Here is a 15,605-nt window from a genome sequence, read left to right on the forward strand (position 1 = left end):
TATAGCAGAAGGGTCAACGGGAGGCAAACAAGCCTTGTCAATAATGTTACCCACTCCAGCATTTATTCTCAGCCCTCGGGTAGCAGATGGTCAGATTCAAATGGAATAAAATCTTGAGCCACCATGCCCTGCACCCCAACATGGGGGCGATAGCATAAAATTTCAACCCCTGCCGCCATCGCTTGCTCAACAAGCTGACTATAGTGCGGATCTATATGGGCTGCAGGGCGCATTCTCGCGATGCCGGAGTGCAAAACCATGAACAGCAGCACGGCTCTGTGCCCGGCCGCCTTCATGGCCATCAATTCACGCAAGTGCTTGGCGCCACGGGCGGTGACCGCATCGGGGAAGTAGCCCATGCCCGCTTGTTCTCGCTCGTCGAGCAGGGTGACGGATTTCACCTCTATGTAACAACTTGGCCTGTGGTCGTCTTCCAGCAGCAGGTCGATGCGGCTGTTCTCCTCCCCGTATTTCACCTCGGTGCGCAGTCTGGCATAACCCGCCAGCGGCGCCAGGGCTCCTTGCTCGATCAACTCCCTGGCGATCTGGTTGGCCCGCGCCGTGTTGACGCAGATAAAGTGGCCCGCCGGGCTCTGGGCTATCTCCCAGCTGTGGGCCAGCTTGCGCTTGGGGTTGTTCGAGGTGGAGTACCAGACCCGGGTGCCCGGATCGGCACAACCCGTCATGGCGCCGGTATTGGCACAGTGGATGGTGATGGTCTCGCCATTGGCCAGCTGCACATCGGTGAGAAAGCGCTTGTAGCGGGCGATGAGCAGACCGGATTGCAAAGGGGGATCGAAGATCATGGGGTCAGCTCCTCGCTGTTGGTCTCTTTGATGCGGGCACGCAGTGGCCAGCAGGCGATGGGTTCATAGCTGACCCCCTGCGGGGTGCTGACGGACTGGTAGAGGCAGAAACTGTCCGCCTGCAGCACAAGATCGGGGGCGGGCAGCGCCTCCGGGGCCTCGCCGGCCTTGCGCGACAGGGTGACATGGGGGCGATAGCCCTGTTCCCCGTTGCCTAGCCCCAGCTTCTCGCCGTGGCGACGCAGGGCCCTGGCGAGGACGTTCAGCTCGTTTGGCCACTCCCTGGGCCCCACCCAGGCTGCCCTGGCACGCTGAAACCAGCCGGTCTGATCCAGATGGACGCTGAAAGGGGGGCAGCGCTGCTGTGCGGCGGCGGCGATCAGCCTGTCCCGAGTGGCCTCGTCGGTCTCGCCGAGAAAGGCCAGGGTCAAATGCAGATTGCGCTCGGACACCGGCAGGCCGGGCCAGGGGCGCCGTTCGCGCCAGTCGATCAGGGCGGGGGCAAGCTGGTGCAGGGGCAGGGCAAAGAAGAGTCTGGGCATGCGCGGCGTCGGTCCTAGTGGTACTCACATGAAAGGGCCATTCTATGGCAGCTCGTCTGCGGATGTCTCCTGGTCGCCTCTCACGCCAATGGGGGCGGGGCTGTCGTACCGGCGGGGACGCCCCGGGTCTGGCCCAACCGGTTGGTGTGCATCCGGCACTGCTGCTGACGGTGGGCGGCTGGCTGTGGCAGAATGGGCGCCGTTTTACTGGTCATCACAGAAGGTCTTCGCCGTTTTGTCCCAACTCCCCATCGTCTCTGTACTGCCCGAGCTGTTTGATGCCATCGACAGCCATGCCAGCGTGATACTGCAGGCCCCGCCGGGGGCGGGCAAGTCGACCCTGCTGCCCCTGGAGCTGGTGCGCCGGAACCGGCTGCCCGGTCGCATCATCATGCTGGAGCCCAGGCGCCTCGCGGCGCGCAACATAGCGGGCTTTTTGGCACGCCAGCTCGGGGAGAAGGTGGGGGAGCGCATCGGGCTGCGGGTGCGAGGCGAGAGCCGCACCAGTGCCGCCACCCGGCTCGAGATAGTGACCGAGGGGGTGCTGACCCGGATGTTGCAGCAGGACCCCGAGCTGACCAGCGTCTCCCTGGTGATCTTCGACGAATTCCACGAGCGCAGCCTGCATGCCGATACCGCCCTGGCCTTCGCCATCGAGAGCCAGCATGGGCTGAGAGAGGATCTCAAGCTGCTCATCATGTCCGCCACCCTGGAGGGCATGGCGCTGGAGGCCCTGTTGCCGGGCGCCCCCGTCATCCGCTCCGAGGGGCGCGGCTTTCCCATCGATTACCACTACCGCCCCGCCAATCGCCAGCAGTGGCTGGAGCCCCAGGTGGGCGCCGTGGTGCTGGAGGCGCTGGCGGCCCACGGGGGCAGTGCCCTGGTGTTCCTGCCGGGGCAGGGGGAGATAGAGCGGCTTGCCCAGTGGTTGGAGGGGCGCCTGCCGGATGACGTGCGCCTCGCCCCCCTCTACGGTCGCCTCGACATGGCGGCGCAGCAGGCGGCCATAGAGCCCGCTCCTGCGGGCAGTCGCAAGCTGGTGCTCACCACCAATGTGGCGGAGACCTCCCTCACCATAGAGGGGGTCTCGGTGGTCATCGACAGCGGGCTGGAGCGGCGCGCCACCTTCGATCTGAGAAGCGGCGTCACCCGGCTGGAGACCCGCCAGATTGCCCGGGCCTCCGCCACCCAGCGGGCCGGCCGTGCCGGCCGTCTCGGCCCCGGGGTCTGCTACCGGCTCTGGAGCAGCGAAGTGCAGGAGCGCCTCGCCGAGCAGAGTCCGCCGGACATCCTCACCCAGGAATTGACCGGTCTGCTGCTGGACGCCGCCCAGTGGGGCGCCAGGGTGGAGAGCCTGCCGCTGCTCGACATGCCGCCTGCGGCGGCGGTGGCGAGCGCCCGGCGACTGCTGGTGGCCCTGGGGGCCATGAAGGAGGAGTCTGAGCAACAACTCACCCCGGCCGGCCGTACCATGGCCGCCTTCGGCACTCATCCCCGTCTGGCGCGCATGCTGTTGCGGGCCCAGGAGCTGGAGGCCGAGGGTCTGACAGGGATTGTCGCCGATGGGGCTTTCCTGGTGGCGCTGCTGGAAGAAGATCTGCGAGGATCCGAGCGCCTTTCCGTGCTCTTTCATCGCCGCCAGGGGGCCCTGCGTCAGGGGGCTGTCCGCTGGTTCGAGCGCCTTGGCGCAAGGCCTGCGACCGCCCAGGGTCAGTGGCTGGGTCTGTTGTGCGCCCTCGCCTGGCCGGACCGGATCGGCAAGCTGCGCAGTGGCAGCCGCTATCAACTCAGTGGTGGGATCAGCTGCGATCTGGTAGAAGGTCACCCATGTCAGGGACAAGGGGCCCTGATCGCCATCGAGATGGGGCAGAACGATCGTGGCAGCCGCATCTTCATCGCCGAGCCGGTGGCGCTGGACGAGCTGGTGCGTCAGCTGCCGGAGCTGGTGAGCGAACGGCAGTGGTTCGACTGGGACGAGCGGGAAGAGCGGGTGCGGGCCGAACGCCAGCAGGTGATCGGCGAACTGGTGCTCGGCCAGCGACCCTTGACGGATCTCTCTGACGAGCAGAAGGGGCGCTGCCTGCTGCAGGGCATTCGTCGCAAGGGGCTGCAGGTGCTGCCCTGGGACGAGGGCAGCGAAGGCTTGCTGGCCCGCTTGCGCTGCGCCCGCGATTGGCTGCCGGACGAGGGCTGGCCCGCCATGGACGACGAGAGTCTGCTGGCCCGGCTGGAGGAGTGGCTCTTGCCTGCCCTGAGCGGCATGACCCGGCTGGAGCAACTGAAGAGGCTCAACCTCTCCGATCTGCTGCGTCAGTCCCTGCCCTGGCCCTTGCCAAAACGGCTGGACGAGGCGCTGCCGAGCCACTTCAGCGCGCCGACCGGCAGCCGGGTGCGGATCCGCTATCAGCCGGGACAGGCCCCGGTGATCCCGGTGCGTATTCAGGAGATGTTCGGGCAGGGCACGACCCCCTGCGTGGCCGATGGCCGGGTGCCCCTGGTGGTGGAGCTGCTCTCTCCGGCCCAGCGGCCGCTGCAGATCACCGCCGATCTTGCCGCCTTCTGGGCGGGCTCCTACGAGCAGGTGAAGAAAGAGATGAAGGGGCGCTACCCCCGCCACTACTGGCCGGACAACCCCCTGGAGGCCATGCCGACCCGCGTCACCAAGAAGAAGATGGGGTTGTAGCTTGGTGCTGAGCCTAGCAAAGCCCAACTCCAGCAGACGGCCCTCACCCTCTCCCAGAGGGAGAGGGAACCGATCGAGGTTGATGTTTGCTCCCTTCTCCTCTCCCTTTTTCAAAGGCATGGGAGAAGGGTTGGGGATGAGGGGTTGGCATCCATTTGTCTGGCGAATGTCTGGCGAAATGAAACCCAGGATCCAGATTCGATTGGCTAATCCTGATCGGACGTTCGCGAATGCGACATACAAGTAGAAAGGAAAGCAAAGAGGAATTATGGCAACGCAACAACGCAAGCGTACCCCCAAGAAGGCGGCGCCCAAGCGCACCATCTGGCGCACCCTGTTCTGGCTTGGTTTCAAGCTCTCCCTGGTGGTGGCGGCCTTTATGGTGGTGTTCGGCATCTATCTGGATACCAAGGTGCGCGAGCGTTTTGACGGGGAGAAGTGGCAGTTGCCGGTGATGGTCTACAGCCGCCCGCTGGAGCTCTACCCCAGCCAGCGCCTCTCCCAGACCCAGATGCTGCGCGAGCTCAGCATGCTGAGCTACAAGCAGGTGCGCCAGCCCCACACGCCGGGGGAGTACGCGGTCAACGGCAATCGCATCGAACTGGTGCGCCGTCCCTTCGAGTTCCATGACGGCGCCGACGGCGCCCGTGGCCTGCGCCTCACCTTCAACGGTGCGCGGCTGGAGGGGATCCAGTCCCTGGAGAACCAGCGTCAGCTAGGTTATGCCCAGATGGACCCTGTGTTGCTGGATCGTCTCAACACCGAGGACAGGGAGGATCGCCTGCTGGTGCGCCTCTCCGAGGTGCCGGACAGCCTGCTGGTCACCCTGCTGACCACCGAGGATCGCGACTTCTACCAGCACGGCGGCGTCTCGCCGGTGGCCATCATGCGTGCCATGGCGGCCAACCTGCTGGCGGGTCGCACAGTGCAGGGGGGCAGCACCCTCACCCAGCAGCTCGCCAAGAACTTCTTCCTGACCCGGGAGCGCAGCCTGTGGCGGAAACTGCAGGAAGCCTATATGGCGGTGCTCATCGACTACCGCTACAGCAAGGACGAGATCCTGGAGGCCTACCTCAACGAGGTCTACCTGGGGCAGAACTTCTCGCAGGGGGTCTACGGCTTCGGGCTTGCCTCCTACTTCTACTTCGGCATCCCGGTCAACGAGCTGGACATCGATCAGGTGGCCCTGCTGGTGGGCATGGTGAAGGGGCCTTCCTATTACGATCCCTGGCGCTTCCCCGAGCGGGCCAAGGCGCGCCGGGATCTGGTGCTGAAACTGCTGATGGATCACGGCAGCCTGACCCAGGCCGAGTATGAGCTGGCCAGCAAGCAGCCCCTTGGCATCATCACCCGGGGCCAGATGAGCTATGGCCGCACCCCGGCCTTCATGGGGCTGCTCAAGCGGGAGATCCAGAACCGCTTCGGCCCGGATCTGCTCAAGCAGTCCGGCCTCAAGATCTTCACCAGCCTGGATCCCATCGCCCAGCACGCGGCCGAGCAGGCGGTCGAGACCGGCCTCGCCACCATCGAGAAGCAGCGCGGCAAGAAGAAGCTGGAGGCGGCCATGGTGGTCTCCGACTGGCACAAGGGCGAGGTGGTCGCCATGGTGGGGGGACGGGATCCCCGTTACGCCGGCTTCAACCGTGCGCTGGATGCCCGTCGCCAGATAGGCTCCCTGGTGAAACCGGCTGTCTATCTCACCGGTCTCTCCAACGGCCTGACCCTGGGCACGCCGCTCAAGGATCAGCCGATCCGCATCCGTGGCCAGGATGGCCAGCTCTGGACGCCGCAGAACTACGATCGCAAGTTCCGCCAGAGCGTACCGCTGATGGAGGCGCTTGCCAGCTCCCTCAACGTGCCGACCGTCAACCTGGGTCTGCAGGTGGGGCTCGACAAGGTGGTGGACACCCTGCACAAGCTGGGGGTCCAGCAGGAGATCCAGCCTTATCCGTCCCTGGTGCTGGGGGCGGTGGCGCTCTCGCCCATGGAGGTGAACCAGATGTACCTGCCCATCGCCAACCAGGGGCTGACCCAGCCGCTGTCGGCCATTCGCGCCGTGGTGAACGGCGATGGCAGCCAGCTCTATCAGCATGACGAGACCGCCAAGCGGGTGACGGATCCCCAGGCCAGCTGGCTGACCCTGTTCGCCATGACCAAGACGGTGAGTCAGGGTACGGCCCGGGCGCTCGGCGCCAAGTTCCCCGGCGCCACCATGGCCGCCAAGACAGGGACCACCAACGAGCTGCGGGACTCCTGGTTTGCCGGTATGGACAACAACGAGCTGGTGAGCGTCTGGGTCGGCCGGGATGACAACCAGCCCGCCGGGTTGACCGGGGCCAGCGGTGCCTTGCAGCTGTTCAGCGGCTACATGAGCCAGCGCGGCGTCAACAGCCTGGGGCTGAAGATGCCGGAAGGGGTGAGCTGGGCCAGCTTCTCCCGCAGCAGCGGCGCCCGGGTCGCCAGCGACTGTCCCGGCAGCCTGCAGGTACCGGCCAAGCTGGCGGGGCTGGGGGAGCCCATGAGCTGCGCCAGCCCTGTCTCCAACCCGGTCAACGCGCTGGATCAGTGGTTCGGCGGCTTCTTCAACTAACGAAAACGGGCAGCCCTGGCTGCCCGTTTTGCAAGGATTGCCATGACACTTCCCCTGCTCGGCGGCATTCACCATGTGGCCATCATCGCCAGCGACTATGAGCGCTCGCGCCACTTCTACCACCAGCTGCTGGGGCTGCCCATACTGGCGGAGACCCTGCGGGAGGCCCGTCACTCCTGGAAGCTGGATCTGGCGCTGCCGGATGGCAGCCAGCTGGAGCTGTTCAGCTTTCCCGCTCCCCCTGCGCGCCCTTCCAGGCCGGAGGCCTGCGGTCTGCGGCACCTGGCGTTTCGGGTGCAGGCGCTCGATCCCGTCATTGCCCATCTGGAGCACCACGGGGTGGCCGTGGAGCCGGTGCGGGTCGACGAGCTGACCGGCAGTCGCTTCACCTTCTTCGCCGATCCCGACGGCCTGCCGCTGGAGCTCTACGAGGTCGATGCCGAGCCGGCATGAGCGGTTGTGCAGCAACATGAGTGTGTAAAAAAGCCGCCCGGCGAACACCGGGCGGCTTTTTTCATGGGGTCAGAACGTCCATCACGCCGTGGTCAGCAGGGCCACGGCGACGGCCATGACCAGGATGCCGACCCAGCCGACGGGCTTGAGACGCTCGCCAAACAGCAGCAGGCCGCCGAGTGCGGTGCCCAGGATGCCGATGGCACCCCAGGTGGCATAGGCCACGGCGAGATCTATCCTGCCTGTGCTCACAGCCTCACTGAGCAGGGTAAAGGCACAGAGCACCAGCAATATGCCGAGCAGGCCCCAGCCCTTGTGGCGAAAACCGAGGGAGCGGTTGATGGCCATGTTGGCCCCCACATCCAGCAGGGCGGCGCCCAGCACTATGATCAGCGGGTGCATACGGCCTCCTTGGTAGCGCCAAGACGGCTGTTGCTACCGGTGCCTGCAGCCGGTTTGTCATGGGCAGCGGCAAGACGGCGGCTGCTACCGATGCCTGCGGCCGGTTTGTCATGGGCAGCGCCAAGGCGGCTGCTGCTACCGGTGCCTGCAGCCGGCTCCTCATGGGTTTCCCCCATGGTCACCATAACAATGCCCACTATTGCCAGCGCCAGCCCGATCCACTCCTGCACACTCAGCTCGTAGCCAAGGAACAGCACGGAGACGGCGGTGATCAGGGCGATTCCCAGCCCCTCCCACAACGCGAACGCAATACCAATGGAGATTGTTTTGGCGGCCTTGGCCAGCAGCAGGTAGGAGAGGGCGATGAGGAGCCACATCGGCAGATGGTGGAGCCAGCCTGTGTCACTCTCCGGGATCAGGGCCATGGTGGAGGTGCCTGCCACCTCGGTGAGGATGGCACCCGTCAGGAAGAGGCGGGCCAAAAGCAGGGGACTGAATAACATGGGGTTTCCTTCTGTTGCTACGACGAGGGAGAGGATAACCGCGGCTGGGCCAGACCCGGGTATCGCTGAGCGTCGATAATTCTGGCGCTGACGATTTGCCTTGGGGGAGGAGGGCGGCGTAAGGTGAGGATGGAACAATCTGCCATCAGAGCGCGTTCATGAAGCTTTATCAGATACAACTCTTTGTAGAGTCAGCAGACAATGGCTCGATTGCCAATGCCGCCAGACGCCTTGGCAAGAGCAGAAGTGCCGTCAGCACGGCGATCGCCGCCCTGGAGGTAGAGCTTGGCGTCGACCTTTTTGAACGAGGGGCCAACCAGAGCCGACTCACCGAGATAGGGGAGCAGGTGCTGGACGACTGCCGGCGACTGCTGCAGGCGGCCAACAGCCTCAAGCTCAAGTGCGAACACCACGCCTCGGGCGCCGAGGTTGCGCTCAGGGTGGCGCGGGATGACGCCATCCCCGAGCCGGTCTGGCGCGAGATGCTGGGGGCGCTGCGCCACCAGTTTCCCGGCACCAGCATATCCCTGGTGCTGGCCTCGCCCCCCGAGCTGCCAGCCCTGGTGGAGGAGGGGTTCGTGGATGCCGCCTTCGGCCTCATCACCGAGGATCAGGAGCGCAGCGGCCTCAACATAGATGTGCTCAACCCCATCCGTACCCTGATGGTGGTGGCGCCCAGCCACCCGCTGGCGGGGTTGAAGCGAGTGCTGCAGCAGGATCTGACCGATCAGACCCAGGTCACCCTCTCCTATGTGGACGAGTTCTCGGTCAAGAGCCTGCTCCCCATCGGCGGCCAGCACATAGGGTTGTCGAGCTTCGAGCTGATGCGGGATGCAGTGCTGGACGGCCTCGGCTGGGCGGTGTTGCCCTCACCGCTGATCCAGAGCCAGCTGCGCCAGGGGGAACTGCTGACCCTGAAGCACAAGTTCAGCCTGCAGTGGCGCGATTACGGGGTCTATCTGTCGGAAAACGCCCATCACGGCAAGGTACTGGCCTGGCTGAAGAAGGCCATCGAGGCCTATCTCGAACCCTTCGAGTAGCCCCTTTCAGGGAGGAAAACGACAACAGGGGCCGCTGGCCCCTGTTGCTTGAGACGGCTGGAGGTCAGCGCAGGGCGCGACGGGGTGCGGGCTGACGCTGGCGAAAGGGCAGCAGGAGCAGGCTGAGCAGCAGATCCCCCAGCAGGGAGGCGAACAGCCCCACCGCCACGCCACAGAAGATGGCGGCCTGCTTGAGGGGCACCACATAGCCGTAGTTGCGCAGTGTGTCCTGCCAGAGCTGGGAGTCCGCCTGCAACAGCAGGTGGGAGAGCTGCAGGTACCAGGGCCTATTTTGGAAGGCGCGCTCCTGCTGCAGGTGGCGCTGCTGGCTCACCAGCTGCTGCAGGCTGGTGGCATCCTGGGTAAAGACGGGATCCTGGCTGGCGCCGTAATGGGCGACCAGGGCGTCGAGATCGCCGCCAAAGTGCTGATCCGCGGTGCGCTGGAAGGGCGCCAGGCCGAGGCTGGCCTGCTGCAGTCGCGCATCCAGCCGCTGGTAGTAGAGATCGACGATCCCCGGTATCTGCACGCCCGCCAGCAAACCGAGGGCAAACAACATCATGCGAAGGTAGCTGCGCATAGCCATCATCCTGAGTAAAAAGAGCCTCATACTAGCCGCAAGCCACTGGCGCGCCAAGGTGGTGCTGGCTGCTCCCGCATCCGGGGGCTGGGTGGGAACAAAAAAGATTCAATAGGATATTGTTTGTTACATGAATTCTTACATTTTTGTGATTCAAGTCACCGGGAGGCTGGCCTAGAATCACCGCTTTTTGAAGGAAGACTCGGCATGAGCAAGTTCATACCTTTCTATCTGATCGGGGGCCTGATTGCCCTCAGTTGGGCCGCCCTGCCGGGTCATGGCCCCTGGGATCGCTGGGATCTCGCCACCTTCCAGCTGGTCAATGGCTGGCTGGGTGAATCCGCCCGCTGGGCCGATCTGGTGGCCATCACCAACAATCGCCTGTTCGATCTGGTCGCCCTGGGCTGCATGGGACTGATCCTGGCCACCTGCTTCTTCCGGGCCCAAGGTGATACGCGCCGTCGCCTGGTGGCCATGGGGATCGTCATGTTGCTGGGGGCTCTGGTGATCAACCAGCTCGGCCACTTGCTGCCGATCAGCCGTCCCAGCCCCACCCTGATGGTGGACGGGGCACTGCGGCTGACCGAGCTCAGCGCCATCCCGACCAAGGACTCTGCCGGCGACAGCTTCCCCGGCGATCATGCGCTGTTCCTGATGATCTTCGCCGGTTTTGCCCTGCGCTACCTGCCACGCCGGGCTGCCGTGGTCGCCGTGCTGATGGTGCCCCTGTTCTCGGCTCCCCGCATTCTCGCCGGTGCACACTGGCTGACCGACGTCTATGTCGGCGCCCTCTGCCTCGCCCTCATCTGTCTGCCGCCCTTGCTGCTGACCCCCCTCTCGGATCGGCTGATCGACCACCTGGCTCCCAGGCTGCCCCGCTGGCTTGCCGGAACCCCTTGTTGCTTGGGTAACGGAAGGCAATAAAAAGAAGGCGGGTGACCGCCTTCTTTTGCTTATGCCCATCGGTGCTGTGGTCGTCGCGAAATGACCAGGACTACGCCCGATGGGGGCGGGCTTGCGCCCTCAACGACAAGTATTGGCAGAGTCATTCGAGCTTTACCATCAGAAACTGACAGAGTTAAACGTTTGCATCCGATGAAAGCGTGATCCAGACCAGGATTTTTTCTGTGGGCTGCCTTAGAATCGCCGCCCGTTGCTGGAGGTCCCCCTATGCTTGTCACTTTTCTGCGCCTGTTGTTTATCGGCTGCGCCCTGGTCTTTATCTTCATGCTGGTCCACGCCTGGTGGCACAAGCGGCGCCGGGGCGAGCTGGAGTCCACTCCCTTCTGGCCGGTGGCGGCCATCGGCTTCGTCGCCAACTTTCTCGACACCCTTGGGGTCGGCAGCTTCGCCGTCAAGACCGCCTGCTACAAGCAGTTCAAGCTGATCGACGACCGCCTGCTGCCGGGCACCCTCAACGGTCAGTGCGTGCTGCCGACGGTCACCCAGTCCCTCATCTTCATCGGCGTGGTCAAGGTGGATCCGCTCACTCTCATCAGCATGATGGCCGCCGCCGCCGCGGGCGCCGCCTGGGGGGCCCGTCATGTGGCCTCGTTCGATCGCCAGACCATCAGGCTGGTGATGGCGGTCTCCCTGCTGGTGGTGGCCGGGCTCATCTTCGCCGGGCTGCTGGGGCTCTTCCCCCTCGGTGGCGAGGCCATGGGGCTCAGTGGCTACAAGCTGGGGATAGCCCTTGCCGGCAACTTCCTGTTCGGTGTGCTGATGAATGTGGGCATAGGGCTGTTCGCCCCCTGCATGACGCTGGTCTATCTGCTGGGGATGAACCCGCTGGCGGCCTTCCCCATCATGATGGGCTCCACCGCCGTGCTCAGTGTCTTCTCGGCGGGCACCTTCATCCGCAAGGGGGCCTTCGATGCTAGGGCCGTGCTGGCGGTGGCTCTCTTCGGCCCTATCGGTGTGGTGCTGGCGGCCATGCTGGTACAGTCCATGGACATGGAGATGCTCAAATGGCTGGTGGCCTTCATCGTCATCTACACCTCCTGGACCATGTACGCCTCCTGGCAGGCTGCGCGCCGTCAGCCCGAGTCTCGGCTGGCCGGTGCCGCCAGCTCGTAGCGCCATGGACAGGGTGGTGGTACTGGCCCCGGAGTTGCTGGTGCAGTCCATGGACATGGAGATGTTCAAATAGCTGGTGACCTTCATCGTCATCTACACCTCCTGGACCATGTACGTCTCCTGGCAGGCGGCGCGCCGTCAGCCCGAGTCTCGGCTGGCCGGTGCCGCCAGCTAGTCGGCGTCCAGAGGCTGGTGAAGGTTTATCCGGCCCGCCTGATCCGGCCATGCCGCCTGGTGAGCGGCGCTTCCTGCGGGGCCGCCGCTGGCCGCTGACTGGAGGCGACCAGGGCGGCTTCGGCCTTGGCGCCGAGGAAGACATAGAGTCCCAGCGCCAGCAGCAACCCCACCGCACAGCCCATCACCCCCACCGCAGGCCAGAGCAGTTCGTTCTGGCCGAGGGATCCCTTGAACAGCAGCAAGAGCCCCTCGATGGAGACTGCGATCAGGATGGCGGCGATGAAGCGGGTGATGGTGCGGCGAATGGCGCTGTGGCGGAAGATGTCCTTATGCAGCAGCACCTCTTCCTCCAATATGGTCTTGCCCAGATCGAACACCGCCAGCGCCAGGGTCAGGAAGATGATGGCGCTGAAGGCGCCGAGCCGGTTCTGCTGGGTACCGCACAGCAGCAGATAGAGCTGCTCTAGGCCATGCCAGATCAGGGTTCCCACGATGAGAAACAGCGCCAGGCTCAGGATCACGTAGACGGCCCTGAACCAGGGGATGGCGCGGCGCCGCTCCCTGTCCCCCATCAGCCAGGCGATCAGCTGATGCAGATTGATCTCAAGCTCGCGGCCATGGCCCTGCACCCTCAGTCGCAGTTGCCCCTGCGGGGCCGGAATGGGGGGCAGGATCTCCGTTCTTGCCTGGCTCTGGCCCAGGCTCTGCACGCTCAGCACGAAGGGATAGGCCTTGAGGGCCTCCTGGGGGAGGGTGAGCAGTCCCAGCAACAGGGGGGTCAACTCGGTTTCGTACTCCTGATAGCGCCGCAGCACGTCGATGGGGCTCATCTCTGCCATATGGACCTCGGTCAAGTGGGCTCCTGAATAAAGCAGTGCAAATAGTGGGCCCGCTTTATGACAGTCAATGTGGTGGCGGATGCACCAGCAAGTGGCAAACACCGGCGAGAAAAGAGAAGGGTCTGCACCAGAAGGGGGCTCTGGCAGGGCGAGACACAGAGGTAACAAAAAAGGGCCCTTCGCGGGCCCTTGGTTCATGCTGGCAGGGCTCAGCCCGCCAGTCTGGCGAAGCTGCGCTCGGCGGCGGCCAGGGTGTGTTCGATCTCCTTGTCACCGTGGGCCAGTGACAGGAAGCCCGCCTCATAGGCGCTCGGCGCCAGATAGACACCCTCTTCCAGCATCAGATGGTAGAAGCGCTTGAAGCGTTCCATATCGCAGCGGGTCACCTGCTCATAGCGGGTGATCTCGGTCTCTTCGGTGAAGAAGAAGCCGAACATGCCGCCCACGTAGGTGATGGCGAGCGGGATGCCGTGTTTGGCAGCGGCGGCTTTCAGTCCTTCCGCCACCCGGGCCGTCTTGGCGCTCAGCTGCTCATAGAGACCCGGCTCCAGCAGCAAGTCCAGCATGGCCAGACCCGCAGCCATGGCCACCGGGTTGCCGGAGAGGGTGCCCGCCTGATAGACGGGGCCGGTCGGGGCTATGTATTGCATCACCTTCTTCTTGCCGCCGAAGGCGCCCACCGGCATGCCGGCACCGATGATCTTGCCGAGGGTGGTGAGGTCGGGATCTATGTTGTAGTGACCCTGGGCGCCGCGCAGGGAGACCCGGAAGCCGGTCATTACTTCGTCCAGGATCAGCAGGGCGCTGAACTCGTCGCAGATGGCGCGCAGCCCTTCCAGGAAGCCGGGCACCGGCGGGATGCAGTTCATGTTGCCCGCCACCGGCTCGACTATGATGCAGGCGATCTCGCTGCCGTACTGGGTGAAGGCTTCGCGCACCGAGTCCAGATCGTTGAATACACAGGTGAGAGTGTGCTTGGCGAAATCGGCAGGCACGCCCGGGCTGTTGGGCTGACCCAGGGTCAGTGCGCCGGAACCTGCCTTCACCAGCAGGGAGTCGGCGTGGCCGTGGTAGCAACCCTCGAATTTGACGATCTTGTCCCGGCCGGTGTAGCCGCGGGCGAGGCGGATGGCGCTCATGGTGGCCTCTGTGCCGGAGTTGACCATACGCACCTGCTCCATGGAGGGCACTATCTGGCGTACCTTCTCGGCCATCAGCACTTCGATCTCGGTCGGCGCGCCGTAGCTCAGTCCCTTCTCCACCGCCTTGATGACGGCGGCCTTGATGGCCGGGTGGTTGTGACCCAGCAGCATGGGGCCCCAGGAGCCGATGTAGTCCACATAGGCCTGGCCATCCACGTCATAGAGGTAGGCGCCATCGGCGTGATCGATGAAGCGGGGTGTGCCGCCGACCCCATTGAAGGCGCGGACCGGTGAGTTGACGCCGCCCGGAATGGTCTGGCGGGCCTGTTCAAACAGCTGATCTGATTTTGACATGGATCATCCTTAATGGGATTTTGGTCGTCACCCGGGCGCAGGCGGTCGATAGCGGCTCGGCAGGCTGCGGTGGGAGGAGTATGCTTTGCGCTCTCGCCACCCGGACTCCCGGTCTGCACCCGTGATAAATGAAACGGGCCGACTATAGCAGAAAGGCCCTGTGCTGGGCAGCCGAGCCGAGGCCGGGTGTTTCCGACCCTCGTTAGATGAGCGTGAATACCCATGGTGCAACAAGCTATCCCCCCTCGCGAGGCGACCGCACAAGGTCGCCCTCCTGTCCTGCAGCGCCTGATCCTGCGGGACAAGATGCCGCTGCTGGTGCTACTGCTGGCCGCCCTGGTCGGTCTTCTTGCCGGACTGGTCTGCGGGTTGTTTGAATCCGGTGTGCACTGGCTGGCACAGCAGCGAGTCCTGCTGCTGGCGGATCGCCCCTGGTGGCAACTCGGTCTGCTCGGCTTTGGTTTCAGCGCCCTGCTGGGATTTGTCGGCTACTTCCTCACTCACACCTTCGCCCCGGAAGCGGGCGGCTCCGGCATTCCCGAGATCGAAGGGGCCATGGACGAGCTGCGCCCGGTGCGCTGGTGGCGGGTCTTGCCGGTCAAGTTCTTCGGCGGTATCTGCACCCTGAGTTCCGGCATGGTATTGGGGCGGGAGGGACCCTCGGTACAGATCGGCGGCAACCTCGGCAAGATGGTGGCGGATATCTTCCGGCTTCCCAAGGAGCATGGTCATGCCTTGCTGGCGGCGGGGGCGGCGGGAGGACTTGCCGCCGCCTTCAACGCGCCGTTGGCGGGGATACTCTTCGTGATGGAGGAGATGCGGCCGCAGTTTCGTTACTCCTTCCTCGCCATCAAGGCGGTGGGGATCTCGGCCGTGATGGCGACCCTGATGCTGCAGAACATGAAGGGGCAGGCCCCTGTCATCAGCCTGCCCCACTACGATGCCCCGGCCCTGAAGGCGCTCTGGCTCTTCCTCTTCATGGGGGGCTGTTTCGGCGTGCTGGGCTTCGTGTTCAACAAGCTGGTGCTCGCCTGCCAGGATGGCTATCTGGCTCTGCACCAGAACAAGCGTCACCGCTTCGTCGCCATCGGCATGCTGGTGGCAGGCATCTTCGGCGTGCTCTCGCTGTTTGCCCCCTCGGTGACCGGTGGGGGAACCGAGTTGATCCCTCATCTGGTGGGGGGCGACTTTGCGATGGCGACCCTCTTCCTCATCTTCTCGGTGCGACTGATTGCCACCCTCGTCTGTTTTTGTTCAGGCGCCCCCGGCGGCGTCTTCGCCCCGACCCTGGCACTCGGCACCCTGTTCGGGGTGGTCTTCGGCCACCTGTTCCATGCGGCCTTCCCCGATCTGGGCATAGAGCCCGGCGCCTTTGCCATCGCTGGCATGGGGGCGCTCTTTGCCGCCACTGTGCGGGC

13 protein-coding genes and 2 pseudogenes (1 of these 15 only partly in view) are annotated in these 15,605 nt (G+C 64.6%); 8 read left to right on the forward strand and 7 right to left on the reverse strand.

Features of this window, described 5'->3' with window-relative positions; all coding sequences use genetic code 11:
- Window positions 1-68 precede the first annotated feature (68 nt).
- A complete protein-coding gene (gene sfsA / locus WIR04_RS03750) occupies window positions 69-806 on the reverse strand; it encodes a DNA/RNA nuclease SfsA (RefSeq protein ID WP_338890586.1) in 738 nt (245 codons plus the stop codon).
- Complete coding sequence (gene thpR / locus WIR04_RS03755; protein WP_338890588.1) at window positions 803-1,348, reverse strand: RNA 2',3'-cyclic phosphodiesterase; 546 nt, start codon at window positions 1,346-1,348, stop codon at window positions 803-805. Before thpR ends, sfsA begins: the two co-directional genes overlap by 4 nt.
- Window positions 1,349-1,583: 235 nt before the next feature.
- Here thpR and hrpB point away from each other — a divergent pair, with 235 nt between their 5' ends.
- The 3 genes from hrpB (at window position 1,584) to WIR04_RS03770 (ending at window position 7,074) form a co-directional block, all read left to right on the forward strand.
- Complete coding sequence (gene hrpB / locus WIR04_RS03760) at window positions 1,584-4,031, forward strand: ATP-dependent helicase HrpB (protein WP_338890590.1); 2,448 nt, start codon at window positions 1,584-1,586, stop codon at window positions 4,029-4,031.
- A gap of 268 nt (window positions 4,032-4,299) precedes the next feature.
- Window positions 4,300-6,621, forward strand: a complete 2,322-nt coding sequence (gene mrcB / locus WIR04_RS03765) for a penicillin-binding protein 1B (protein ID WP_025328189.1) — start codon at window positions 4,300-4,302, stop codon at window positions 6,619-6,621.
- A gap of 42 nt (window positions 6,622-6,663) precedes the next feature.
- Window positions 6,664-7,074, forward strand: coding sequence for a VOC family protein (locus WIR04_RS03770; RefSeq protein ID WP_338890592.1), 411 nt, complete (start codon window positions 6,664-6,666; stop codon window positions 7,072-7,074).
- 81 nt (window positions 7,075-7,155) lie between these two features.
- Here WIR04_RS03770 and WIR04_RS03775 read toward each other — a convergent pair whose 3' ends face one another.
- Together WIR04_RS03775 and WIR04_RS03780 are read right to left on the reverse strand one after the other, a co-directional pair.
- Window positions 7,156-7,476: an SMR family transporter gene (locus WIR04_RS03775; RefSeq protein ID WP_025328187.1), complete on the reverse strand. Its 321-nt coding sequence runs from the start codon at window positions 7,474-7,476 to the stop codon at window positions 7,156-7,158.
- Between the two features lie 140 nt (window positions 7,477-7,616).
- Window positions 7,617-7,979: pseudogene (locus WIR04_RS03780) on the reverse strand (DMT family transporter); the annotation flags it as partial.
- 158 nt (window positions 7,980-8,137) lie between these two features.
- On the opposite strand from WIR04_RS03780, the gene WIR04_RS03785 reads away from it, so the two are divergent.
- Entirely contained in the window at window positions 8,138-9,019 is an 882-nt protein-coding gene (locus WIR04_RS03785) for a LysR family transcriptional regulator (RefSeq protein ID WP_025328185.1), read from the forward strand.
- Between the two features lie 64 nt (window positions 9,020-9,083).
- On the opposite strand, the gene WIR04_RS03790 is transcribed toward WIR04_RS03785, so the two are convergent.
- On the reverse strand, window positions 9,084-9,599 hold the full coding sequence (locus tag WIR04_RS03790) for a DUF2937 family protein (RefSeq protein ID WP_338890595.1): 516 nt from the start codon (window positions 9,597-9,599) through the stop codon (window positions 9,084-9,086).
- Between the two features lie 207 nt (window positions 9,600-9,806).
- Between WIR04_RS03790 and WIR04_RS03795 the strand changes: the two genes are divergently transcribed.
- The 3 genes and pseudogenes from WIR04_RS03795 to WIR04_RS03805 form a co-directional block, all read left to right on the forward strand.
- Window positions 9,807-10,523 carry a phosphatase PAP2 family protein gene (locus WIR04_RS03795; protein ID WP_025328183.1) on the forward strand — a complete coding sequence of 239 codons (717 nt, stop codon included), beginning with the start codon at window positions 9,807-9,809 and terminating at the stop codon, window positions 10,521-10,523.
- 246 nt (window positions 10,524-10,769) lie between these two features.
- Entirely contained in the window at window positions 10,770-11,675 is a 906-nt protein-coding gene (locus tag WIR04_RS03800) for a sulfite exporter TauE/SafE family protein (protein ID WP_025328182.1), read from the forward strand.
- Window positions 11,676-11,757: 82 nt separating this feature from the next.
- Window positions 11,758-11,850: pseudogene (locus tag WIR04_RS03805) on the forward strand (permease); the annotation flags it as partial.
- Between the two features lie 25 nt (window positions 11,851-11,875).
- On the opposite strand, the gene WIR04_RS03810 reads toward WIR04_RS03805, so the two are convergent.
- On the reverse strand, window positions 11,876-12,691 hold the full coding sequence (locus tag WIR04_RS03810; protein ID WP_338892442.1) for a hypothetical protein: 816 nt from the start codon (window positions 12,689-12,691) through the stop codon (window positions 11,876-11,878).
- Between the two features lie 209 nt (window positions 12,692-12,900).
- Window positions 12,901-14,187 carry a glutamate-1-semialdehyde 2,1-aminomutase gene (gene hemL, locus WIR04_RS03815; RefSeq protein ID WP_338890598.1) on the reverse strand — a complete coding sequence of 429 codons (1,287 nt, stop codon included), beginning with the start codon at window positions 14,185-14,187 and terminating at the stop codon, window positions 12,901-12,903.
- 222 nt (window positions 14,188-14,409) lie between these two features.
- On the opposite strand from hemL, the gene clcA reads away from it, so the two are divergent.
- A protein-coding gene (gene clcA, locus WIR04_RS03820; protein ID WP_420883441.1) for a H(+)/Cl(-) exchange transporter ClcA crosses the window boundary here: on the forward strand, window positions 14,410-15,605 show its 5' portion. Its footprint extends 199 nt past the window's final position; only the first 1,196 of its 1,395 coding nucleotides appear in the window; its start codon is at window positions 14,410-14,412; its stop codon lies beyond the right edge, outside the window.

The organism is Aeromonas rivipollensis (assembly GCF_037811135.1).
GTDB lineage: Bacteria > Pseudomonadota > Gammaproteobacteria > Enterobacterales > Aeromonadaceae > Aeromonas > Aeromonas rivipollensis.